The sequence below is a fragment of the Candidatus Hydrogenedentota bacterium genome (assembly GCA_013359265.1).
Taxonomy (GTDB): domain Bacteria; phylum Hydrogenedentota; class Hydrogenedentia; order Hydrogenedentales; family SLHB01; genus JABWCD01.
On record JABWCD010000018.1, the window covers coordinates 20257 to 44845 of the forward strand.

Genomic DNA, 24589 nt, shown 5'->3' on the forward strand with positions numbered 1-24589 from the left:
CTCTCATAGCTCCCAGCAAAGGACGGCTTATTTTGCCGCCACTTTGTATGCGTACAGATTTCCGTTGTGGCGGATGAACAGCTTGCCGTTCGAGATCGCCGGGAAGGCCCAATGCTTGTCCTTTCCTTCCGGGATGGCGAACGACGCGACGCGCTCGAACTTCTCCGGGTTGGGCTTAATGAGGTTGACTACGCCTTTCTTTGGTCCTTCGTACACGTACAGCATGCCGTCCGCGTACAGGATATCGCCCTGCGTGACCTCATCCGTGCTCCACATCAACTTGCCGGTCTTGAGTTCGAGGCACATCAACTTGTTGTTGTCGTGGCCTGTGCCATATACGTAGCCGTCGAGAATGACGACGCCGTGGTGTTGGCAGTCGAGGTTCTTGTCCGACCAGAGCGGCTTCACGCTCGAGCCGTCCGCGCTGACCTCGAGTGCGCCGCCGCCCGAACCGTAGCCGCCGGTGTAATACAAGATATTGCCTTCAACCGCCGGCGTGACCGCGTGAATATCGTACTTGGTCTCGTGCACGTGCGACCACAACACTTTGCCGGTCTTCGGATCGATGCCGACTACCGACTTGCCCGTCATCGTCACGAGCACCTTGTTGCCGCCAAACGTGAACATGGCCGGCGAACAATACGCGCTCACCTCGCTGAAGCCCTTGCTCGTCCACACTGTCTCGCCGTTCATCTTGTTCAAGGCGACTACCGCCGCGTCCGGCCCGCCGGGCGTCGCAAAGACGAGGTCCCCATCCACCAGCGGCGACTCCGAGAAGCCCCACGTCGTCGATACACCGTTGAACTTTTCGCGCGCGTCCACTTCCCAAATCTTCGAGCCATCCTTCGCGGATAGACAGACCAGCAAGCTGCGGCCTGACATCAGATAAAGACGATCGCCGTCGATGGTTGGCGTCGCGCGCGCGCCTGGGGCCTGTTTGTCCAGCGTCTCGTCGCCGTACGTGACACGCCACTTCTCCTTGCCGTTTCCATCCAACGCAAACAAGTACCCCTTGTTGTCATCTAACATGCCCGTCACGTAAATCGTGCCGCCGACATCAGAGACGGACGAGTAGCCCTGGCCGACGCCTTCGACTTTCCACAGCATTTCGGGGCCGTTCGCAGGCCAGGTCTTGAGGAGCCCGGTATCCGGGAATATTCCGTCGCGCGCCGGGCCACGGAACTGGGGGGTATCCGCCCCAAGCGCCGGAACCGCCAACGCGGCGACGACCATAAGTGTCCACCCATACTTGGCAAATCGATGCATTGCACTTACTCCATGAAATGTTACAGCTCTACCCATTGCGCAACGGTTCGCACCAAAAGCAGTCCGATGTCAGGGTACGAAACACGCCTTCCTTTCGCAACATTCCGGCCCCGGAAACCGATCGCGGTGCGATGGCATTGATTCGGTTGACATAGTGATGATACAGTTGAATCAAATTCGTATGCGTATCTATCTCCAATGACACAGACCTCCCACGTCAAATGGCTGCTGCTGATTCATCAACTGCCGCCGAAGCCCGCATACGTCCGCGTGAAGATCGGCCGCAGGTTGCAGGACATCGGCGCGGTCGCGATCAAGAACACGGTGTACGTCCTGCCCAAGCGTGAGGAGACCGTCGAAGATTTCGAGTGGGTGCTCAAGGAAATCCGTCGCGAGGGCGGCGAGGGACTGATGTGCGACGCGGAACTCGTGGACGGCCTTACGGACAACGAAATTGTCCGCCTCTTTCACGCGCAATGCGACGCGCATTATGCAGACGCCGCCCGGCAAGCCCGGAACCTGTTGCGCACAATTAAGACGCGCGACGGTGCGCGCGGCAAGGGCCGGTGGGAGTCGGAGCGCGCGCGGTTGCGGGAAACCGTGCAGAGGATCGCCAAGCGCGATTTCTTCGACGCGAAAGGAGGCCAAACGGTGCGCAGCATACTCGACGACATCGACCGGCGACTGAAGCCCGCGACGCGCGGGAACGAGACGGGCAATCCGGATACGTACGCGAAGCGATCGTTGCGCGGGCGCACCTGGGTCACGCGCGCGAATATCTTTGTGGACCGCATGGCCAGCGCGTGGCTGGTCCGGCGCTTCATCGACCCGCGCGCCAAGTTCAGGTTCGTCGATCCGGAGACATACCGGTGGAAGCGGGACGAAATCCGGTTTGACACGTACGAGGGCGAGTTCACGCATCGCGGCGGACATTGTACATTCGAGGTGTTGTGCGACGCGTTTCACTTGCACGATCCCGCGTTGTCGCAATTGGCGGAGATCGTCCACGACATCGACATGAAGGACGGCCGGTACGCGCGCGAGGAAGCGCCCGGGGTGGCGCTCGCGTTGCGCGGCTTTCGGTCCGCCTGCCAGAACGACGAACAGCGACTCGCGCTGGCGAGCGATTACTTTGACGCAATCTATAAGGAATTGACTACTACCGAGGAGACATCGGGCCGTGGCCCAAACAAGCGAAATAAAGGCGCCCGCACCGGCGGTACGCGCTGAGGGGCCGGAGCACTCCATCGTCCTCCCCACGTTCGGGCAGGCGACGCGAACGTGGGCGTACATTGGGCTAAACAGCTTCGGCGGGCCCGCGGGCCAGATCGCGGTGATGCACCGCGTACTGGTGGAGGAAAAGCGCTGGGTGAGCGAAGAGCGCTTCTTGCACGCATTGAACTACTGCATGTTGCTGCCCGGCCCCGAGGCGCAGCAACTCGCGACGTATATCGGCTGGCTGCTGCACGGCGCGCGCGGCGGGCTGGTTGCGGGCACCTTATTCATCGTGCCTGGCGTCGCAGTCATTATGATATTGAGCTACCTATACGCGGGCGCCCAGCACGTTGCGACGGTCGAGGCGCTATTCTTCGGACTAAAGGCGGCCGTGCTCGCCATTGTAGCGGAGGCCGTGTTGCGCATCGGGAAACGTGCGCTCAAGACGCGGTCCTCGATCGGTATCGCCGCGCTCGCGTTCGTCGCGATTTTCTTCTTCAACGTTTCGTTTCCGATCATTGTCGCTGCGGCCGCGGCGATCGGCGCCGCACAGCGGTTTCTGAATCGAACCGCCATTTCTTCGCGCATGGATCCGGCAGAGAGCCACGCACACAGCGCCGTCCCGACGCTGTGGCGCTCGGTCAAGGTCGTGACTGTCTGGTGCGCACTGTGGTTTGTGCCACTCGTTGCGATCGCGGTCGCGCGCGGTTTTGACGATGTATATGTGGACGTGGGCGTCTTTTTCAGCAAGGCGGCGGTGGTCACGTTTGGCGGCGCGTACTCCGTGCTCGCCTACATGACGCAACAGGCGGTCGATGTATACGGCTGGCTGAAGCCCGGCGAAATGGTTGACGGACTCGCGATGGCGGAAACCACGCCGGGGCCGTTAATCATGGTGGTGCAGTTCGTGGGGTTCATGGCGGCATTCCGCGATCCCGGCGGCATGCACCCGATGCTCGCGGGAACGTTGGGCGGGTTGCTCGCGACGTGGGTCACGTTTACGCCCTGCTTCCTGTGGATATTTCTGGGCGCGCCGTACATCGAATCGCTTCGCGGCAACAAGGCGCTGAATGCCGCACTGAGCGCGATAACGGCCGCGGTCGTCGGAGTGGTCCTCAACCTCGCCGTGTGGTTCTTCCTACACACGGTTTTCGGCGGGGTCGACGCGGTACGATTCGGACCTCTAATGTTGCATGTACCGGATTTCGGCACCATCGATTGGGCGGCGCTTGTGCTGGCCGCCGGCGCGATGATCGCGACGTTTCGATACCATGCCGGCATGTTCAAAGTACTGGCTGCGTGCGCGCTTTGCGGCATCATCGTGAAACTCGTTCTTTGACGAATAAGCGAGCGCTTGCATCTTGTTCCGGAATTTGGCGTCCACCGAGGGCCCGCCGGCGGCAAAACAAGGAGATCTCAATCGTTCTCAAATCTCCGCTTTCAGCGCTCTGACAACATCACGCTACATCGCCGACATTTAGGCGAAAAGTGCGAACATTCTTCGGTATCTTCGACAAAAACGATACATAGCGGTCCGAACCAGACAAGGAGGGTAAGCGAATGGGAACCAGAATAGTACTCGTGCTCGGGCTTGGTGTTTTCGTCTCGTTTTGCACGCACGCCGCAGAGCCATCGGCTTCACAGCGGTGGGATTTCGAGGATGTAGCCGTTGGCAAATTGCCCGAGGGTTGGAGAGTGGAAGGGACAAACCAGGATGGCCCACTCGCGACATGGGAAGTCGTCATGGAGAAAGACGCCTCGAAGGAATCCAAGGCCCTCGCGCTTACCAAGCCGAACCATACGACTCGAGGCACGTTTAACCTGTGCTGGACCGACAAGGTCCGATTCAAGGACGGCGAAATCTCGGTCCGGCTGAAGGGAAACACCGGCGAAGTGGATCAGGGAGGCGGCGTGATTTGGCGCGCGCGGGACAAAGACAACTACTACATCTGCCGCGCCAACCCTCTCGAGAACAACCTGCGATTGTACTGGGTGAAGGAGGGCAAGCGTACGATGCTCAAGAGCGAGGAGATCGACATGCCGGCCGGACAGTGGCACACCCTGCGAATAACTCAGGACGGCGCCCGCATTCAGTGTTTTCTGGGCGATGCGATCGCCATGGAGGTGGAGGACACTACGTTCACCGAACCGGGTGGTATTGGGCTGTGGACCAAGGCCGACGCAGCCACGTCGTTCGATGATCTGGAAATTCGTCCCCGCGCAGCCTCCGAGGCGCCTTCACCGTCGGCGACGAGCAAGTGACATACGATTGGAGGGACGAGCTATGTTGCAGAATCGCTGCTTAGGGGCCGTGTACGCCGCGATCATATTGGCGATCGCCGCGGGGGCGGAACTCGACACCGCGAAGATCGAGGAAGCCGCCGGAGCGAAAGGGACGCTGAATCACGAAGAGGGCGTATTCAAGGTGACGTATCCGCGCAAGGACGTGACAGTCCGCGTTGACGGGACCGTGCTGCCGCCGTTCATGGGGTTGACAAGCTGGGCCGCGTTCAAAGAGGGGGAAAAAGCGCAGGCCATGGTGATGGGGGACATGGTGCTCTTTCAGGACGAGGTGAATCCCGCGATGAGCGCCGCGCTCGAGAACGGACTGGCCGTTACGGCGTTGCACAACCATTTCTTCTATGACGAGCCCAAGGTGTACTTCATGCACATCGGCGGGGAGGGAGAGGCTGTCGCATTGGCTGCCGCCGTTAGGAAGGTACAAGAGACGGTAGGCGAGGTCCGCGCCGCTTCTCCGAAGGTCGCGGACAGTTTTGGGCAAAAGGCGTTGACGGCCGAGAGCGCCATTTCACCCGGCCCGCTGGAGGAATTGCTTGGGAAAGGACAGGTCAACGATGGGATGTACAAGGTCGTAATCGGGCGGACGACGAAGATGCCTTGCGGCTGCGAGGCCGGTAAGGAGATGGGCGTCAATACCTGGGCCGCCTTCTACGGCACGGACAGCGACGCGCTGGTAGACGGCGACTTCGCGGTTTTCGAAGGCGAGCTTCAGCCGGTGCTGTCGTCGCTGCGAAAGTCGGGAATCAACATCGTTGCGATCCACAACCATATGGAGTCCGAGAACCCGAGAGTGTTGTTCCTGCACTACTGGGGCCGAGGCGTTGCCGCTGAGTTGGCGAAGGGCCTTCGGGCGGCATTGGACATCATCGAGAAGAGGTGAACACTACACAATTTCCGGGACAACGAACGGAGCGTGATTGCGAAGGAAATCTCGAATGCGATACCTGCAAGTTCCACTCGGATGTTTTCTTGTCGTCATGATGGTCGCGGGTTGCGGTGGCACCGGCGTAGATGGCGGCCAAGTGGTTGTCTACACCAGCGTAGACCGCATTTTCTCGGAGCCGGTGCTGCAACTGGCCGAGCAAGAGCTTGGCACTCGCGTAGTTGGCGTGTACGACACGGAAGAGACGAAGAGCACCGGACTCGTGAACCGGATCATCGCAAAGAAAGAGAACCCCGACGGCGACATTTTCTGGAGCGGCGATCCGGGCCGGGCCGCCCTTTTGAAGTCGAAGAACCTGACCGCGCAGTATGAGAGTCCTGCCGCTTCAACGATTCCCGCATCGTTTCGTGACGGTGAAAGCCATTGGGTAGGCTTTTCGGCGCGCGCCCGCGTGTTGCTCGTGAACACCAATCTGGTATCTAACGAGAACGATCCCGCGAGTATTTGGGACCTCGCCAAGCCGGAGTGGAAGGACCGTGTAGCCATTGCCAACCCGCTGTTTGGCACGACGTCGTATCATATGGGGGCGTTGTTCGAGGCCCTGGGCGAGGACCGCGCCAGGGAGTGGTTGGCGGCGATGAAGGCAAACGGCGTCCGCGTCGTCTCGAGCAACGGCGAGGTGAAACGCCAAGTTTCGTCCGGCCAAGCCGCTGTCGGGCTTACCGACACGGACGACGCGGCTGAGGCCATCAAGGATGGTCAACCGGTGCGTGCCGTGTTTTTGGACCAGCAATCGGGCGACGGCGAACCGTTGGGAACGCTCGTAATGCCAAACACACTTTCGCTCATTCGCGGCGGGCCGAACCCGGACGCCGCGAAAAAAGTGTTCGACTTCCTGCTCTCGACTCGCGTGCAGGAAGCGCTGGCCGCTTCGTGCGCCCAGGCGCCGCTGAGTGCGGGCGTCAAGGCAACGCCCGGTGTAATAACGCTGGATGGCGTGGCGCCCATGCGGGTCGACTACGCGGCCGTCGCAGCACGGCTCGACGCCATAATGCCGGAGCTTAAGGCTTGGGCCGATTCGCCGTGAAGGCGGGCCGTGGAGGATTTATCCGCTCCGCCTGTTGGCTCCTATTGCTCTCGCCGGCGCTTGCATTCTCGATCGTCCCGCTGATTGCGTTATTCGGAGATGCCGCAGCGGAGTCCGTTCGCGGGCGGCACGCGCTGGCGGGGATCGCGTGGGATACGCTGACAACGACGACGGTGATGTGCGGTGGTGCGGCCATCGGCGCTACGGCGGTTGGCATATTCGCCGGATCCCTGCTCGGACACGCCGAGTGGCGGGGCCGATCGATGGTACGTTTGCTGCTCATTCTGCCGCTGCTTGTTCCGCCCTACCTGCACGCAATAGCGTGGACGAACCTCCTTCGCGCGAACGGACCGGTGGCGCGCGCGTTCAACACGGCCGGTCTTCCGGAGGAACAACTGACGAACTTCATTTACTCGCTTGGCGGAGCGGTATTCATTTACACCCTTGCCTACTTTCCGCTCGCGATGATCATGACGGAGAGGGCCCTGTACGCGATCCCACGTTCGCTTGTGGAAGCCGCGACCGTATATGGGGCGACTCGATTGCAGGTTTGGCGGCACGCGATATGGCCGCATATTCGGCCGGCAGCCGCGACGAGTGGGTTGGTGATCGTCCTGCTGACCAATTCCGAACTCGGTGTCCCGACAATTCTGTCGGTGCGGGCGTTCAATTTTGAAGTCCTCACGCAGCTTAGCGCATTCAACGACGTGCGGAGCGCAACGTTGCTGTGCGGTCCCCTGATCGTTATTGGGGCGGTGCTCGTCCTTGGGGAATTCCGGCTCGGGGGCGGCTCGACGTGGGAACGCCCTGAACTTGACTACCAAAAGGCGCCCCGCCAAACGTTCGGCAAATCGGTACCGCGCTTCCTCCTGCTGTTGCTTTGCGCAACAGCGGGCGCCGTCGTGCCGCTTACTTCCCTCGTTGTCGAATCGTGGGACGGGGCGGCGATTGCGAAAATGACGGCGCTCGCTGTCCGTCCGGCATTTGTAACGTACGGATACGTTTTGACCGCGACCCTCGTGAGCCTGGCATTTTCATTTTTCCTTGCGGCGCTTTTTCAGCAGGGAGAAGAGTACAAACGGCGCGTAACGGACGTGCTTCTCATGGCCGCGTTCGCCGTTCCGGGCGGAATATTGGCGCTCGCGCTGTTACGCCTGTATGGCCAAGGACCGGTTGCGCGATTCGGCGCGCCGGCGTTGCTGCTCATCGCCGCACTCGCCGCACGATTTCAGATCGTGACCTTTCGCGGATTCACTCAGTCACTTGCGCAAATCCCCGGCGAATTGATCGAGGCGGCCAAAATCGACGGCGCGAGTTCCACGCAAATCGTCCGAAGCGTTCTGTTCCCCCTGATTCGACTACCGGCGCTGTTGTTGGCGGCCATACTGGTTATTCTCGGCTTTAGCGATCTGGGCAGCGCGATTTTGTTGTACCCGCCCGGGGGAGAAACCCTTCCCGTCGTTCTCTATGCAATCGAGGCCAACGCGCCAAGGGCCGAAGTGAGCAGTCTTGCGCTTGTAACATTGGCGGCGCTACTAATTCCCTTGGCGTTGGTGGGGACGATGATCGCAAGACTCATCCGCGGCGACGGCCGGTAGCAGGGCAAACGATTGGCGTACCGCAGCGCAAGCGAAATGACGTGACTCGGGAATTCGAGTCGGACGCTGGAGTTGCCCGCTCAAACGGCCAAGAATTGCTTTTGGCGGGGTATTGCGGCCATAGTAGCTGGGCGCGGCCGGACTGCGGGTCCGCGCGTCAATCGGTGACTACACCGTACCGAATCCAAGGGAATTGTAATCATGAGTTTTTACCGGTCTGTGTCCATGATGTTGGTGCTTGTCGGTTTGGCTGGATACCCGATTGCGTCGTTCGCGGACTGGCCGCAGTTCCTCGGCCCGAACCGAAACGGCGTTTCCGATGAAAAAGGCCTTGCGCGCGAGTGGCCGGAGGGCGGACCGCGCGTGCTTTGGAGCGTCGCCGTCGGTGAGGGATATGCGGGCGCCGCGGTGCGCGATGGCGAGGTCTATGTGCTCGACCGCAGGGAAGGCACGACCGACATTCTGCGCTGTTTCGCGCTGAACGACGGCAACGAGTTGTGGAACTACTCGTACGAGGCGCCCGGCAATGTAGGCCACACCGGTTCGCGCAATCCGCCGACGGTGGACGAAAAGTATGTTTACTCCGTCGGTATGGTGGGCGATTTTCTGTGCACGGACCGCAAAATCCACAAGCCTGCCTGGCAGAAAAACTTCATCAAGGAATTCGGGACGGAACTTCCGCGCTGGGGCTATTCGCAGTCGCCGGTGCTGTACAAGAACCTTGTCATCGTCGCCCCGCAGGCGCCGGATGCGTTCATCGTTGCGTACGATCGCGAGAAAGGCGATCTGGTCTGGAAGTCGGCGGGTTTGGGCCGCGTGGGGTACGTATCGCCGGTGGTGGTGACGCTTGCGGGCGTCGAACAATTGGTCATGACGGGCGCGGGTTCGCGGGATGGCTCCGAGTTGGGCGCGACTGCCGGCATTTCGCTTGATGACGGTTCGATCCTCTGGAAATACGAGGGCTGGCAATGCTGGATTCCGATTCCAAACGCTACACCGTTGCCGGGCGACAAACTGTTCATCACCGGCGGCTACAATGCAGGGTCGGCAATCGTTCAGGTCGCAAAGGGCGCTGGCGGTTTCGAAGCGAAAGAAGTGATGAAATTGAGTGCGGACACCTGCGGCAGCCAGATTCACCAGCCAATCGTGTACAAGGACCACCTTTACGTGAACAGCAACTCGAACGAGCGCCTGGACGGCATGAGCTGCTTCACGCTCGATGGCGCGCTGAAGTGGCGCTCGAAGGATGCCGAGAGCAATCCGCTGTTCGAGCGCGGGAACTTCATCATAGCGGACGATTTAATCATCGCACTCGATGGAAAGACGGGCATACTGTACCTCGTCGAGCCGTCGCCCGAGGGGTACAAGCAACTCGCGATGGCGCCGGTCGTCGAGGGCCGCGAACTGTGGGGCCCGCTCGCGATCTCCGATGGGAAACTCCTTGTCCGCAGTCAGGACATTCTCAAATGCCTCGACCTGAAGAACCCCAAGGTCGCGGCGCTCGAGTAGATCGAAAGGCGGGTCCGCCCGCTTACGCAATTCACACTGAGGCGTCTCCTCGTTCCCCCGCGATGCGGGGGAATGAGGAGTATGTGGCTGGACGTTGTTAGACGCATGCGGATTCTTTCGCTCACACCCGGGACCGGCGGGACCTTCTACTGCCAGAACTGCCTGCGCGACGGGCAAATGGTGCGCGGCCTGCGGCGGCGCGGCCATGACGTAATTGTCGTCCCGCTTTATCTGCCCATTCTCCTCGATTCCGAAGGACTCGACAACGGTACTGGCGTGTTCTTCGGCGGTGTAAACGTATTTCTCCAGCAAAACCTCGGCATTTTCCGCAACACGCCGCGCTGGCTGGACAAAATGCTCGATTCCTCGTGGATGTTGCGGCGCGCGGCGGCCCGTGAAGGTTCAACGCGCGCGCGCGATCTCGCGCCCATGACGTATTCCATGCTTCAGGGGCGTGACGGGCGCCAGCGAAAGGAACTGCACCGCTTCATCGAATGGTTGCAAGGCGAACCGAAACCCGATCTCGTCCACATCTCGAACGCGCTGCTGCTCGGACTCGCAGGCGAAATCCGCGAGAGACTCAAGGTGCCAATCGTCTGCAGTCTGCAGGACGAGGACACGTGGATCGACGCGATGGACCCGGTGTGGCGCGATCGCTGCTGGAATATCATCGCGGAGAAAGCGCGCGATGTAAACCTGTTCGTCGCAGTCAGCAAGTGGTACGCGTCGAAGATGGCCGAACGTGCGCGCATTCCGATGGACCGCATGCGTGTTGTGCCGCTCGGCACGGAGTGGGACCGCTGCGATCCGTCGCCGCTGGATGCCGACCCGCCGGTGCTGGGGTTTCTCTCGCGCATCCATCCCGCACTCGGATTCAGCGAATTGGTCGACGCGTTCATCGAGTTGAAGAAGGACCCGCGGCTCGCGCGTCTCAAGCTGCGCGCGACGGGCGGTGTGACGCACGGCGATCGGCACTTTGTCGATCACGTCTACGAAAAGCTGCGCGCGGCCGGTGTCGCGGACGACGTCGAGATCGTCGAGGATTTCACCAAGGCGGGCCGCCAGCAATTCCTGCGCACGCTCAGCGTACTTTCCGCACCCGCGCCGCAGGGCGAAGCGTTTGGATTCTTCGTCCTCGAAGCCGGCGCGTGCGGCGTGCCGGTGGTGCAGCCGGACGCGGGCGCGTTCCGCGAAGTGGTCGAGATGACCGGAGGCGGGATCGTCTATGATCCGCGCGATGAGACCGCGCTGGTCGAATCGCTCAAGAGCGTGTTGCTTGATCGCGAGCTCGCGCGCAGACTGGGCCGCGCCGGGCACGCGGCGGTCCACGAAAAATTTACCGCGGACGCGATGGCCGCGAACATCGCGGCGGTATTCCACGAGCTGGTTCCCGGGCACGAGTTCCCCGCCGAAATCGCGAAGGTCTGACCCACGATGTCACGCGTATTACTACTTTGCGCTCGTGCTCGAGTCTATATCTTCCCGTTACTCCTTGGTGTTTGCCTGTTGACAAGCTGCGGAAACGGCCAACAAACGCCATCAGCGCAATCTGCGCCCTCCGACACACCGCCGGTTGCGTCGGAACAAATCACGGCTAAGATCGAGTCTCCGCCAGCCCCACCGCCGCCCGATGTCGCATGGCCGACATATCACGGCGATACTTCGCTCGATGGCGTAGCGGACATCGCGTTTCCAAACGCGCTCGAACAGGCGTGGCAGTTCGATGCAGGCGCATCGATTCCGAATCCGCCCGTATCGGCGGATGGACGCATTTACTTCGCGAATTTGAAGGGTTCAGTCTTCGCCCTCGATACCAACGGCTCGAAGGCGTGGTCGAAATCGTTTACGGAACCAATGGGCGAAGGCAAGCCGCCCCGCACCGTTTATTTCGACGCGCCGTTGCTGCTCATCGATTCGACGCTCATCGCGGGTTCGTCGTCCGGCACAATCTATGCCCTCGATACCGAGTCGGGCGACGTGAAATGGAAATGCGAGACGAGCGTGCCGATTCTTGGTTCGCCAAATTTCGCCGACGTCGTCATTGACGGCAAAGCGCAGCGGCGTGTGTATGTCATCGACGAGGCCGAAGGCGCGTTGCAGTGCATCGATTTTGAATCCGGCACACTGCTGTGGAAAGGCCCCCCCGTTCAACGATGCGACGGATCGCCCGCCCTGAACGGCGCGATGGCGGTCTACGGAAGCTGTGCCGCGGCGATTCATGTGTTCTCCGCGATCGACGGAAAGCTGCTGCGCGAAACGCCGCTGGACGACGACTCGCAGGTCGCGGGCGGCGTGGTGCTGCTCGGCGATTCGATTTATTCCGGCAGCCGCAGCGGCATGTTCGTGCACATGAATGCGCAAACCGGCGAAATGGTGTGGACGAACAAGGACTGCCAAGGCGAGTCATACTCGACGCCGGCCATTGACGCGACTACGATCGTCTATGGCGCAAACGACGGCGTGCTCTATGCGCTCGATCGCGCGGCGGGCGCCTTGAAGTGGAAGCAAGACCTCGACGACACGCCGAACTCGCCAATCATCGCGCGCGACAAGGTCGTCGTCACCGCGGGTGGCGAACTGTATTTGCTTCGACTCGAGGACGGCGCGAAACTATGGTCGTTCTCCGTCAGCGATTTCGTCGTTTCGCCGTCTATAGCGGGCGAACTGGTCCTCGTCGGTTCTGACGACGGAAGCCTTACCGCTTTCGCCGGAAAGGAGGCCGCATAGCCGTGCCGGATGCCATACTGACGCTGAAAGGCGTATCGAAAGAATATCCCGATTCGCCGCAACCCCTGCGCGTGCTGTCCGGCGTTGACCTCGAACTGATGCGTGGTGAGAGTGTCGCAATTGTAGGTCCGTCCGGGTGCGGCAAGAGCACGTTGTTGAATCTGATCGGCACGTTGGACCGCCCGACCTCCGGGACGATTTCGATCAAGGGCCGCGACCTCGCCGGTCTATCCGAGGCGGAACTCGCAGCGTTGCGCAACACGGAGATCGGTTTCGTATTTCAACTGCACCACCTGCTCCCGCAATGCACCGTGCTCGAGAATGCGCTGGTGCCCACACTCGTTAACGCGAATTCGAGTTCGTGCGTCGAGCGCGCGCAACGGCTGCTGGAACGCGTCGGCCTCCTGCAACGCGCGCACCAACTGCCCGGAAAACTTTCCGGCGGAGAGCGCCAGCGCGCGGCAGTCGTGCGCGCGCTAATTAATAAGCCCAGCCTGTTGCTCGCGGACGAACCGACCGGTTCGCTCAATCAGCACGGCGCCGAGCAGCTTGCGCAGCTCCTGCTGGAATTGAACCGCGAAGAACAAATGACGCTAATCGTCGTCACACATTCCGAAGAAGTCGCCCATATGATGGGCCGCGTGTTCGAACTGCGGGAGGGCGCTCTCCACGAACGGGCGGCGCGCCATGTCTAGCTTCGCGCTCGTTCTCAAGAGCCTCGTTCATTATCGCCGTGCGCACCTCGGACTGATGATCGGCACCGCGCTTGCCGCGGCGATCGTGACCGGCGCGCTCGCCGTCGGCGATTCCGTGAATCATACGCTGCGCACCTACGCTTTACAGCGGCTGGGCAACGCGGAAGCCGCCGTCGTGTCGGCGGATCGCCTTTTCTCGAACGAGCTCGTTACGGCGTTGCGCGAAAAAGTGAGCGCGCCTATTGCCTCTGCATTCGTCCTGCAAGGCATGGCCATCTACCAGGACGCATCGTCCGGCCATCGCGCACAGGCGAACAACGTGCAGGCCATTGGTGTCGATGCTGAGCTTTGGAGACTCGTGGACACACCCCCGATCGCCCCGGGCCGCCGCGAAGCCGTGCTCAATTCGCACCTCGCTGAATCGCTCGGCGCGAAGCCCGGCGACACCGTGGCGCTGCGCATTCCGAAGCCGGGCCTCCTCTCGCGTGACGCGCCGCTTTCCTCGCGTGAGGAAGAAGCCTCCATCCGGGCGAACTTCACCGTCAAGACCATCGCGACGGACGCGCAGTTCGGGAGGTTCAGCCTGTCCGCGAGCCAATTCCCGCCGTCGAATTTTTTCGTGAATATCGCGGACCTGCAACAACTTGCCGAAAACGAGGGGAAAGCGAACCTGATACTCGCGGGGCGAGGCGCGACGCTCGACGCGATAGACGACGCGCTCGCGAAATCGTGGAAGCCGGAGTTTTCGGGGCTGCGCGCAACGGTGCGCGGCGGCGTCGTGCAACTGGAGTCAGACCGCATATTCTTTGACGCGGCCACTGAACGTGCCGCACTCGAGATTCCCGGCGGGCAAGGCGCGTTGACATACCTCGTAAACTCGATCGGCGAAGGCGCGCGATCGACGCCGTACTCGTTCATGACCGCGGGCGGCCCGCTGACTGCGGACCTGCGCGACGACGAAATCGTCGTCAACCAATGGCTCGCGGACCAACTCGCAACGCGCGAAGGCGAGAACGTCTCCGTCGCCTACTACGAAGTGCTGCCGTCGAACAAGTTTGTCGAGCACGTGCGTGAATTCACCATAAAGCGCGTGGTGCCAATGGCCGATCTCGCGCAAGAAAGGGAACTCGTGCCGGAGTTCCCGGGCCTGAGCAACGTCGAGAGCTGCAAGGATTGGAAGATCGGTATGCCGATGGACGAAAAGCTGCTCGAGGACAAGCCGAACGAGGAGTATTGGAAGGAACACAAGCAAACGCCGAAGGCGCTGGTTTCGCTCGCGGCGGGCCAGTCGATGTGGGCGAACCGGTTTGGCAACCTTACGGCCGTTCGCTTCGCGGACACACAACCCGATCAGGTGATGGCGCAACTTGCACAGCGCATGTCTCCGCGCGACGCGGGTCTCGTAGTGCGCGCGATCCGCGAGGACGCCGCCGCCGCCGTGAACCAGGCGACTAACCTCGGTGGTTTGTTTCTCGGCCTCAGCTTCTTCCTTCTTATCTCCGCGCTAATTCTCACGGGCCTGCTATATGCATTTGGCGCGCAGCAGCGCTCAGAGGAACTGGGCGTGCTGGCCGCGCTCGGTTTTGCGAAGGGCCGCATCTACCGCATCATGCTCGGTGAGGCGCTGCTCGTGGCGTTGCCCGGCGCGCTGCTCGGCACGGTGTTCGGCGTGGGCTACGCCTGGGCGCTGATGATCGGCCTTGCGCACTACTGGCAGAACGCAGTCGGCCGCATCCCCATTCTGTTTAGCACGACCCCGCTGACCTTCATCGTCGGACTTGTTTGCACCATCGCGTGCGCACTTGTCATCGCCGCATTTACCGTGCGCCGCCTGTTGCAGCACCAAGTCAGCGATCTTGTGCGCGCGGACTTCACGCAGGAGCACCGCGTGCGGTCCAGCGGCGTGGTCGCGTTGTCGTTCGCGTGCGTGTCGATCCTGCTAGCCGTCGCGTTGGTCGTGTTCGCGCTCGTGTCCCCGCCCGCGGACGCAGCGGGGATATTCTTCGGTTCCGGCACGCTCGCATTGGCCGGCGGACTGCTTATCGCGCGCCACCTTCTGTCACGCTCGGCAAGCGCAAAGCTTACGCCCCGGCGGCCGACGTCGGCGCGCCTCGCACTGTTGAATGCCACGCGCCGCCGCGGACGCAGCCTCGGTATCGTCTCGTCGCTCGCCGCGGGCGGATTCCTTGTGCTTGCGGTGTCGTCGATGCAGAGCGACGTGAGCGCAGACGCGGACAAGCGCTGGTCCGGCACCGGCGGGTTTGCGCTCTACGCGGAATCGACGCTGCCCATTCTCGATCCCGCGGAGATCGACAAGACGGCGCCCGGCGTGACTGCGCACGGCGTCCGTGTGCTCGATGGCGACGATGCAAGCTGCCTCAACCTCAACCACGCGATCCGTCCGCGCGTGCTCGGCGTGGACGCGGAACAGTTTGCGGCGATGGGCGCGTTCGTCGACGAATCGGGCGCAGACCTGTGGCGCCTGCTCGATCGCGACCTCGGCGACGGCGTCATTCCCGCGCTGGTCGGCGACTCGGACACCGCCATGTGGACGTTGAAAAAGAAGACCGGAATCGAAAATGGCGACATGCTCGCCTATCGCGACGACTCGGGCCGGGACGTAACGCTGAAGCTTGTAGGCAAACTGCCCATGCGCCTGTCGGTATTCTCGGGCACGCTGCTCGTGTCGGCAAAACACTTCACGCGCCTCTGGCCGTCCCAGGAAGGTTTTCGCGTGTTCGTGATCGACGCGCCCGCCCTCGATTCAGACGACACAATTGTACAATTGCAGAAGGAATTCGACCGTAGCGGGCTTGATGTCGTCACATCGGTCCACCGCCTCGAACTGTTTCATGCCGTCGAGGGCACCTACCTGAGCATGTTCCTTGTGCTTGGCGGCGTGGGCTTGTTGCTGGGCGCCACGGCTACAGGCGTCGTCGTGTTGCGCAATCTCATCGAGCGCCGCCGCGAAATCGCGTTGCTTCGCGCGGTAGGGTTCACGCCGCGCGCCGTCGTCAACCTGCTATCCTACGAGTATGGGTTCCTCCTGGTGCTGGGCACGCTTATCGGCGGCGTAGCGTCCGTCATCGCGATGCTCCCAGCACTCACATCGTCGCACGCCGAAACCTCGCCGGTATGGCGCCTTGCGGTTTTCGCGCTCGTACTGGTCAGCGCGCTCGTGTGCGCTGCGGCAGCCATCGCCGCCGGTCTCAAGAGAACTGGGACGGACGACCTCCGCGCTGAGTAGTCCTAAGTCAAGAGTTTGGCGGGGCCCGTTTTTCGCGGTTTGACAGGCCGCCGAGCATAAGCGGATTTTCGTCTGCGGATTTCGCTCGTGGTATCGATCCTTGGAATCAATTTCTCAAATTGCGCCGCGCGGAATCCATGATTGGGACGCTATACCGTTCCACGACACGATGCATCGAGGCCATACGAAAGGAAGCCGGGGGCATCTGGAAGAGACGCCCCCGGACTATCGACGGTGACTTGGGTCGGACTATAGACCCTGCAAGACCGCCATTAACTGGTTAACCGGCCACTTACCAGGATACTTGATGAATTCGACGTGCCCGTCCATGTACAGCGTATTCGAACCGCCGGGTTGGTGATTGAATTCCTGTCCCATGTCGGTACTCACCCAATCACCCATGATGGGAAGTTCGGACTGGGCCTTCGCCGAGCCTGCGGGATTGTTGATATCGGTGATCATGAACCGTTCGATGCCTTCGCGCACGCGACGAATGGTCTGATTCCCAAAGGTTGGCAATGAAACGGTGAAATCATTATCCATCGCATTTAGCACGGTTTGGCCGGCTGGAGTGGTAGCAGGGATAGCGACGCCGCCCACTGCATCGAGAATTCCCTGCCAGTTTCCAAGAAAAAGCGCGGCGTCTAGGCCCAAGGGATGAGCAAGCAACGTATCCAGATCGATCACGCCTGCCCAGTTTGCATCCGACAGGCCGGGTATCGTGCTGTTCCAACCGAGGTACAAATAGCTACACGTACCATCGTCCGGTTCACAGGGATAGAACTGCTCATTGGGGGAAACTATCGCAGTCGAATTACCCACATTGTCGATCACAATATTCGCCAAGTTATCGGCCTGGTTGTATACCTCAACGACGTCATTGCCCGTCGTGGATGATGGGCACAAACTCACGGCCGCATCCGTTAGGTATTCCGGAAAGACATCGAAGAAGTTCAGGATGAACTCCCCTTCCGGTTCGTCGCATGCCATCATCTTCTGGCGTGGGAATTTTTCTCCCGGCGACTCGCCGCTGTACATCTTGAAGACGATACCCATTTGTTTCAGGTTATTCTGGCAGGAAGCGCGGCGGGCGGCCTCGCGTGCGCGCGCCAAAGCCGGCAACAGTATCGCCGCGAGAATGGCAATGATGGCGATAACCACAAGCAGTTCGATTAGCGTAAATCCGTGTCTTAATCTCATCGTTCGGTCTCCCAAAGTCACGCTATTGTTTTTTGAATACAACCCGGACTTTTTGTTCCGTGTGCGTTCGTGCGCTTCCCCCTGAATGGGTGCTGTAACGCACGCGGAACCACCACACACAGCCGTAACGGAGATTGCGCTGGTTGATTCCTCCTATGTTGATTCCCTACCGAGCGAGTCCACTGCAAGAACTTCTTGCGCAAAAGAAAGTCAGGCGCATCCCCTATGCGTTGTGCAACAGGGCAATCGGACCATAGGTTTCGCACGCCAAATTGTTCGCAGCGCCCAAAAACGAAGTGAAGCCCCTCACTTCATTGTCACCAGAAAGTTCAGTCTACGCCGCAGAGGCAAAGTTGTCCAGACAAAATTCAATTCGCGTGTCAACTGAGAACTCGCGGGAGTGTGCGGCTCAAACGCGGCCAGCGAACCAGTCCACGATGCGCAGCAGTGCGCGTCCGATTGGGCTGTCTTTCTCGCCGGGCCAATCCTTCTGTTTGATGCGGCCATCGAAGCCGTGTGGGCCTCCATCGACGGTGATAAAGTCGTGTTCTACGCCTGCATCCTTCAACTTCCTGGCCATATCCACGCTCCGCTCGTACGGCACATCGGTATCGGCATTGCCGTGGAGGAGGAGCGTCGGCGGGTAGTCGCGCGTGACGTTGCGTTCGGGGCAGTACGGCGTGAACGCGGCGTCGTCCGACCTGGGGTCAACGCCCATGATCTCCTTCGGCCAGTTCCCGGTCTGCCGGCACCAAAGGTAGAACCGAAAACGATCCGGCCCTCCGCGGTGCGTCTCCGATATCGGGTCGCCGCCTACGACGCCGCGCGCTTCTTCTTCGGATACGCGCGGCATCCGGCAATAGAACGGATCGGGTTCGCTGTACCACGGGCCGACGATGTCGCCGTAGCCGTAGAGCGAGACGAGGGCCTTCGGGCGCGGGACCACCGCGAACCCCGTCATCAGCGTGAGGTAGCCGCCGGCGGACCCACCGATAACACCTACACGGGTGGAGTCGAGGTTGCACTGCTTCGGCAGCGCCTCGCAGATGCTGCGGAACGCCTCGCGCACGTCTTCGATGATCTCCGGCAGTTTGGTTTCGGGCGCGAGGCGGTAATCGATCGAGACCTGCGCGTACCCCTTCTCGGTGAGCATCTCGCGCACGACGGGATGCGTCCATGATCGGCCCCCGCCGATGAGTGCGCCACCATGTATCCAGACGATGATCGGAGCGGGTACGGTGATCTTCGGGCGGTAAAGGTCGTACCGAATTGAACAGCCTTGAACGACACGATAAATGTACGTTTCCAGCATGGCGCCTCCCGGGACAATAACCGTAGCAGCGGCGAAAAGCCTTGCACAAGGGGGACAGATTGCGCACAATCGAGGTCGGGCTGCAATGTGCGATGCGCGACCGCGCGAAACGTGCAATTGACGGACAGGTGGGAGCTGCCAGTAACGGAGGGCCGGTTCATGTGGGTTCCGAAGTGGTATCGGGATCGGAAGAAGGGCATCGAGAGCCCGATTCCGACGCAGGTCGTGTCGAACGAGGAATTCATCCCGCGCCCGCAGACGCGCGAGCAGGCGCAGGTCGAATGGTTGATCGGCAAGCTCGCCGAGGAGAAATCCAGGAAGCTCGGCATGGAGCGGCGCGCGTTTCTGGCGAGTTCAATGGGCATCGCGACCGCCTTCATGGCGAGCAACATGGTCTACGGGAACTACTGGAACGTCGCCGAGGCGGAGACGTTGGAACCTGGCGCGTACGAGGACAAGTTTCCCAAGGGCGAGTACTTCATCTTCGACGTGCAGACGCACTTCACGAACGGTTTCAATCTCGGCTTTCGCAGCGCGCCGTTCATCCGCAGCATGGGTTTCAAGCTAAGCGAAGATGCGGAGGCGTACAGCTTCGAGAATTTCGTCAAGGAGATGTTCTTCGACAGCGAGACGAGCCTCATCTGCATTTCCGGCGTGCCAGGAAAGGAGATCAACCGTGGCGCGGACGGCGCGATCCTCGAGGGCAAGGACCGTTCGCCGGGAATGTTGGGCCTGTTGCCAAGCTGGCTGATGTCGGAACGCAAGTATGAGCTGAACGAAATCGCAGGGTCGCAGCGCGCGCTGTGCCAGGGCAATTGCGCGCCGAACCATTATTGGGACAAGGCGGCGAACAAACCCGCGTTCAACGAACTGTTCGAGCAGATGGAACGCGAGGTGAAGCAGTACAAGATCGATTCGTGGAAGTGGTATTGCCACATGGACCCGGCGAAATCGGGAAACGGGTTCCGGCTCGACGACGAGGCGATGACCTATCCGTTCTATGAAAAGTCGAAGGAACTGGGGCTGAAAACCTTCAGCATTCACAAGGGCTACGCGTCACAATCGCGCATGCTCGGTCATTTCGCGCATCCCGGCGACGTCGAGAAGGCGGCGCTGGCGCACCCCGACATTTCGTTCATTGTCTATCACTCGGCCATGAAACACGGCCCCGGCGAGCCGGAGTTCGACAAGGACGGCACGTTCAATCCGGAGACAGGCGATTTTGAGTGGCACCGCGAGCTGATGGCGATTAAGAAGCGCAATCCGGGGATGAACAACGTCTATTGCGAGATTGGCTCGGCGTTCGGCACGCTCGCGATCGTACATCCGCAACTCGCGCAGCATCTCATCGGGCAGAATATCAAGCACTATGGCGTAGACCACGTGATTTGGGGGACGGACTGTCTGTGGTGGGGTTCGCCACAATGGGTCATCGATGCGTTCAAGCGGCTCGAGATTTCCGATGAATTGTGCGAGAAGTATGGCTATTCGAAGCTGACGAAGGAAGACAAAGCGAAAATCTTCGGGCTAAATGCCGCGAGAATTTACGGCATCGATGTGAACGCCGCGCGCACGAATTTCCCGAAGGATACGTTGAGCAGGTTGAAGACGGCGTATGTGGAACAGGGCATTCTGCGCGACAATGCCGCACATGGGTGGGTACGGGCGGAGAGCGCGTAGCGATTGCGTCCGGTCAACATGTTAGCCATTCTCGTGCTCGTGCTCGTGCTCGTGCTCGTGCTCGTCATCGTACTCGTAGATCGATTGTGTGAATTCGAGCGGCGAAAAGATCGAATACGATGACGAGCAGGAGCACGAGCACGGCAACATGCGTCGTGGTTCTATTCATAGGCGCCGGTGCAATATGTGGTGGGGCGACGCCAAAACTCGATCCCGCGTCATGGGGTAGCGATCACGTTGGTCAGCCCGTGCCTACGTACGAGGACGGTAATACGTGCTTGTTCTGTCACCGTACGTCGATAGGTCCAGCGTGGCAGACAAACAGGCATGCGACGACGATTCGTTCGTTGGCAGACGAGCCCAACGCAGCACAATTGAATGAGAAAGCAAAGGGCGCCGAATTTGTCATGGGCCGGAACGCGCGGCTGCGGTTTCTAAAACCGACCGATGCGTACGGTACGCTTGCGCTGCTGGGCGCGTCGTGGTTGCCCGAGACGAAGACGTGGAAGGGTAGCGCAACGTGGGACAGCGCGAAATTCGGCGCAAAATGCTCGGGGTGTCATGCGTCGGGAGTGGATAGCACGACAAAGACATTTCAGATGCCGTCGCTCGACTGTCACACGTGCCACGGGCTCGCGGTGCCCGAACACACGGAGGACGGTGGGCTGATGCTGCTGTCGGTCCAAGGTTCGACGCGGCCGGAAGTCGAGGTTTCGATCTGCGGCTCGTGCCATTTGCGTGGCGGGAAATCGAAGAGCACAGGTTTGGCGTATCCGAATAACTTTGTCCCGGGCGATAATTTGTTGAAGGACTTCGAAGTCGAACTGTCCGAAGCCCGCATCGCCAAGGAGGGGCTGGGCGACGCCCACATCCTGCAGAACGTCCGCGACGTAGCGGTGCTCGGCAAGACGGACATGATGTGCACAACGTGCCACGACGTACATGGCGAAACGGCCGCGAAACACACAATGCTCCAGACGCGGCCGTCGTGTTTCGTCTGTCACATTGGCGAGGGACCGCTGAAGGCCGTGCGCCCATACGAACGGCACAGCGAAACATGCGAGTACTAGGAGTATGCGATGCACGTGCGGATTCGATTTTGTCAAAGCGGCGCTTGCCTCAATCCGGGGCCGAAAGAAGAGGAAGTATGAATCGTACGCGATAATCGCGGACGAAGACTACGTCAGGTGCGTCCGGTTGGAGTGCAAGGCGCTTGCGGCCCCCGATAAGCAGTCCAAGCTGCGCTACGTTGCGAGATCCGCGACGCTTGTGGGCACGGTGAAGGTGTGTCCGAAATGTTCGGCCCTGCTGTTGATCAAGCCGAAAACGGCGGAGTTGGTCCGGTACACGAAGACCAAGGAATAGGAGCATCGAAATGACTGCAAACGCGACTCCGGATTACGAACATCTGCCGCCGGGTCAACCTATGGATGAGACCGACGTGAGCCTGCGCGCGTATCTGTCGCGGCTCTCCGACGAGCACCTCGCGAAGTACGATCCATCGTGGACCGACGAACAGGTCATGGAGTGGGACGGCAATTTTCGCATGGACGGCAATCTGATGCTGGTGTGCGTGGAGCGCGACGTGGACATCGACGAGTTCCGCCACGTCCTGGAGGACCACCTGCGTTTTCGCAGAATTACGAAGTGAGGATCATGACAAGTTTCTCGTATGCGCCTGTACTGATTGCTTTTGCCATTGGCCTCGTGCCTGCGATGGCTTCTTTTGCGGGCACGCTTCATGTGGGCGCGGCGAGCGTCAGCATCACGCCCGACAGACCTGTCGCGCTCGATGGTCAAATGATGACGCGCGTGTCGAAGAGCGTCTTGACTCCCGTGACCGCAAACGCGCTCGCATTGGAAACGCGGGATGGCAATACAGTGACCGAACAGGCCGTGTTTGTGTCCTGCGACCTGCCGTTCATTGTCGAGAGCGTTTCGCGTGGGGCGCACGAACGCGTGACGCAACGCGTACCCGATTTCGACGTAAATAAACTCATCATCAGTGCGACACACACGCACACCGCGCCCGTCACCGAAACGGGAACCTACGAAATCCCCAGCAGCGCGATGCAGCCGGCGGAATATGTCGAGTTTCTCGCGGATCGCATTGCTGATGTCGTCGCGCAGGCGTGGGCAGCGCGCAAACCCGCGTCGGTTGGATGGGGACTCGGTCACGCCGTCGTAGCAATTAATCGGAGATCGGTATACGCGGACGGCACCGCGCAGATGTACGGCCCGACCGACGCGCCCAACTTTCGCGGTTTCGAAGGCGGCGAAGACCACACCGTCGAGGCGCTGTGCTTCTGGGGCGCGGATGAAAAGCTAATCGCGACAGCGGTGAACGTTGCGTGTCCGTCACAGGAAGTGGAAGGACTTTGGATGATCGACGCGGACTTTTGGCACCCCGTGCGCGAATCATTGCGAGCAAAACACGGAAGCGATCTTGTCGTGTTGGCATGGACCGGAGCGGCGGGCGATCAGTCGCCGCACCTCATGTACAACAAACGCGCCGAGGAGCGCATGCGCGAACTGCGCAAGCTGACACGCCTCGAGGAACTCGCGCGGCGGATCGTGCAGGGCTGGGAAGAGGCCTACGACGGTGCGCGTCAAGAAAAGCACGGCGACGTCGTGTTTGCCCACAGGGTAGAAACGATCGAGCTGCCGCTTCGCATCGTGACGGACGAGGAGTACACGGCCGCGAAGGCAAAGGCCGAGGAGTACTCGAAGGACGCGAGTAAACGACGCATTATGGTGTGGCATCAGGATGCGGTCGACCGCTACGAGCGCCAGAATGCGGGCACGGCAACGCCATACAAAATGATGCTGCACGCGATCCGGCTGGGGGACGTCGCGATTGCGACTAACGATTTCGAGCTCTACACGGAATTCGGCGTTCAGATGAAGTCGCGCAGTCCTGCGTTGCAGACATTCGTCATACAACTCGCCGGTCCGGGCACCTACGTGCCCACGCCGCGCGCCCAACGCGGTGGCGGCTACAGCGCAATCGTCGAGAGCAACGTCGTCGGCGCGGAAGGTGGGCAGGTGCTCGTCGAGAAGACGGTCGAGGCGATAAACGGGCTTTGGCCAAGCCCATGATGGCAGGCAGCAGTTAAACGGCCACGCGGCTCCGTTGCTTGGCTTTCTTCAACACATCGGCGCGAATCGGCAAGCGCTTCCCCGCGACAAACACGGATCGAAGCCGGCCGGTTTCCATCATTTTGTGAACGCCCTGCGGACTCACCCGGAGCTTCTTCGCCGTTTCCTGCACGCTCGCCAAGTCCGCGGCAACAACGCGCTTGGAATCATGTTCCGCCATGTGCTTTGCCAGATGCCGCGCGATTTTTCGTTCCGACGACAGAGACCAGAACCCGTCGCCGCACACCGAACAAAATAGCCCACTTAGCCCCGTTAGCTTCTCGGGATTCGGATATCCCTTAAGCTCGAAATGTTCCGTTACGCCGCGTCGAACCTTCATACAGTTCTTGCTTCCGCAAACCGGACAATCTATCCATTTCCGTTCCCGCATCCTAGTCGTGCTCCAACTCCTTGAACGAGATTATGACGGTTGTCTCATTAGCGATCTGAATCTTTATGTAAGCGTCAATTCCGTAGACGTTCCCGTGATAGACATCTTGCCAAACCCTGGGATCGGCAATCGTTGTCATCGATTTATGAAGCTGCGTACTTGAGAGAGTCAATACGATTTCCGCGATCCGTCTTGCGTCCGTAATTGCGAAGTCGCGTCTCGCACATGAAAGGGCGACCGTGGTAACGCGAAATGCTCCTTGACGGATCAGGTGTTTTGCTCGCGCTAAATCGTAGTGCGCACGCCGCTTTTCCACACCGTCATCCTCTCAAATCTGGTT

At 60.5% G+C, this 24589-nt stretch carries 21 protein-coding genes; 16 read left to right on the top strand and 5 right to left on the bottom strand.

Annotated features, from left to right (window positions below; genetic code table 11):
* Nucleotides 1–27 precede the first annotated feature (27 nt).
* A complete protein-coding gene (locus HUU46_15975) occupies nt 28–1266 on the bottom strand; it encodes a PQQ-like beta-propeller repeat protein (GenBank protein NUM55142.1) in 1239 nt (412 codons plus the stop codon).
* Nucleotides 1267–1464: 198 nt separating this feature from the next.
* Between HUU46_15975 and HUU46_15980 the strand changes: the two genes are divergently transcribed.
* The 11 genes from HUU46_15980 to HUU46_16030 all read left to right on the top strand — a co-directional run bounded on the left by HUU46_15980 (nt 1465) and on the right by HUU46_16030 (nt 16528).
* On the top strand, nt 1465–2496 hold the full coding sequence (locus HUU46_15980) for a chromate resistance protein (GenBank protein NUM55143.1): 1032 nt from the start codon (nt 1465–1467) through the stop codon (nt 2494–2496).
* Nucleotides 2465–3820 carry a chromate efflux transporter gene (chrA, locus tag HUU46_15985; GenBank protein ID NUM55144.1) on the top strand — a complete coding sequence of 452 codons (1356 nt, stop codon included), beginning with the start codon at nt 2465–2467 and terminating at the stop codon, nt 3818–3820. Before HUU46_15980 ends, chrA begins: the two co-directional genes overlap by 32 nt.
* Before the next feature lie 221 nt (nt 3821–4041).
* Nucleotides 4042–4743, top strand: a complete 702-nt coding sequence (locus HUU46_15990; GenBank protein ID NUM55145.1) for a DUF1080 domain-containing protein — start codon at nt 4042–4044, stop codon at nt 4741–4743.
* 22 nt (nt 4744–4765) lie between these two features.
* Nucleotides 4766–5662, top strand: coding sequence for a DUF1259 domain-containing protein (locus HUU46_15995; protein NUM55146.1), 897 nt, complete (start codon nt 4766–4768; stop codon nt 5660–5662).
* Between the two features lie 97 nt (nt 5663–5759).
* On the top strand, nt 5760–6752 hold the full coding sequence (locus HUU46_16000; GenBank protein ID NUM55147.1) for an extracellular solute-binding protein: 993 nt from the start codon (nt 5760–5762) through the stop codon (nt 6750–6752).
* Nucleotides 6734–8350 carry an iron ABC transporter permease gene (locus HUU46_16005; protein NUM55148.1) on the top strand — a complete coding sequence of 539 codons (1617 nt, stop codon included), beginning with the start codon at nt 6734–6736 and terminating at the stop codon, nt 8348–8350. Before HUU46_16000 ends, HUU46_16005 begins: the two co-directional genes overlap by 19 nt.
* A gap of 201 nt (nt 8351–8551) precedes the next feature.
* Complete coding sequence (locus HUU46_16010) at nt 8552–9859, top strand: PQQ-binding-like beta-propeller repeat protein (protein ID NUM55149.1); 1308 nt, start codon at nt 8552–8554, stop codon at nt 9857–9859.
* A gap of 81 nt (nt 9860–9940) precedes the next feature.
* Nucleotides 9941–11287 (top strand): glycosyltransferase family 4 protein, encoded by a 1347-nt coding sequence (locus HUU46_16015; protein NUM55150.1) that lies wholly within the window; start codon nt 9941–9943, stop codon nt 11285–11287.
* Nucleotides 11288–11365: 78 nt separating this feature from the next.
* Nucleotides 11366–12586, top strand: a complete 1221-nt coding sequence (locus tag HUU46_16020; GenBank protein NUM55151.1) for a PQQ-binding-like beta-propeller repeat protein — start codon at nt 11366–11368, stop codon at nt 12584–12586.
* Nucleotides 12587–12603: 17 nt separating this feature from the next.
* Nucleotides 12604–13281, top strand: a complete 678-nt coding sequence (locus HUU46_16025) for an ABC transporter ATP-binding protein (GenBank protein NUM55152.1) — start codon at nt 12604–12606, stop codon at nt 13279–13281.
* Nucleotides 13274–16528, top strand: a complete 3255-nt coding sequence (locus HUU46_16030) for an ABC transporter permease (protein ID NUM55153.1) — start codon at nt 13274–13276, stop codon at nt 16526–16528. The genes HUU46_16025 and HUU46_16030 overlap by 8 nt, the downstream gene beginning before the upstream one ends.
* A gap of 249 nt (nt 16529–16777) precedes the next feature.
* Here HUU46_16030 and HUU46_16035 read toward each other — a convergent pair whose 3' ends face one another.
* Both HUU46_16035 and HUU46_16040 read right to left on the bottom strand, forming a co-directional pair.
* The gene (locus HUU46_16035) at nt 16778–17728 is read right to left on the bottom strand and encodes a DUF1559 domain-containing protein (GenBank protein ID NUM55154.1); all 951 of its coding nucleotides are present in this window, start codon (nt 17726–17728) and stop codon (nt 16778–16780) included.
* A 409-nt stretch (nt 17729–18137) separates the two neighbouring features.
* Complete coding sequence (locus tag HUU46_16040; GenBank protein NUM55155.1) at nt 18138–19040, bottom strand: alpha/beta hydrolase; 903 nt, start codon at nt 19038–19040, stop codon at nt 18138–18140.
* 159 nt (nt 19041–19199) lie between these two features.
* Here HUU46_16040 and HUU46_16045 point away from each other — a divergent pair, with 159 nt between their 5' ends.
* The 5 genes from HUU46_16045 (at nt 19200) to HUU46_16065 (ending at nt 23819) form a co-directional block, all read left to right on the top strand.
* Nucleotides 19200–20720: an amidohydrolase gene (locus HUU46_16045; protein NUM55156.1), complete on the top strand. Its 1521-nt coding sequence runs from the start codon at nt 19200–19202 to the stop codon at nt 20718–20720.
* A gap of 374 nt (nt 20721–21094) precedes the next feature.
* Nucleotides 21095–21790: a hypothetical protein gene (locus HUU46_16050; GenBank protein NUM55157.1), complete on the top strand. Its 696-nt coding sequence runs from the start codon at nt 21095–21097 to the stop codon at nt 21788–21790.
* A gap of 4 nt (nt 21791–21794) precedes the next feature.
* The gene (locus tag HUU46_16055; GenBank protein ID NUM55158.1) at nt 21795–22085 is read left to right on the top strand and encodes a hypothetical protein; all 291 of its coding nucleotides are present in this window, start codon (nt 21795–21797) and stop codon (nt 22083–22085) included.
* 10 nt (nt 22086–22095) lie between these two features.
* Complete coding sequence (locus HUU46_16060; GenBank protein ID NUM55159.1) at nt 22096–22371, top strand: hypothetical protein; 276 nt, start codon at nt 22096–22098, stop codon at nt 22369–22371.
* Between the two features lie 5 nt (nt 22372–22376).
* Nucleotides 22377–23819 carry a hypothetical protein gene (locus HUU46_16065; protein NUM55160.1) on the top strand — a complete coding sequence of 481 codons (1443 nt, stop codon included), beginning with the start codon at nt 22377–22379 and terminating at the stop codon, nt 23817–23819.
* Between the two features lie 13 nt (nt 23820–23832).
* Here HUU46_16065 and HUU46_16070 read toward each other — a convergent pair whose 3' ends face one another.
* On the bottom strand, nt 23833–24198 hold the full coding sequence (locus HUU46_16070) for a hypothetical protein (GenBank protein NUM55161.1): 366 nt from the start codon (nt 24196–24198) through the stop codon (nt 23833–23835).
* Nucleotides 24199–24250: 52 nt separating this feature from the next.
* On the bottom strand, nt 24251–24565 hold the full coding sequence (locus HUU46_16075; GenBank protein ID NUM55162.1) for a type II toxin-antitoxin system MqsR family toxin: 315 nt from the start codon (nt 24563–24565) through the stop codon (nt 24251–24253).
* Nucleotides 24566–24589: the final 24 nt, after the last annotated feature.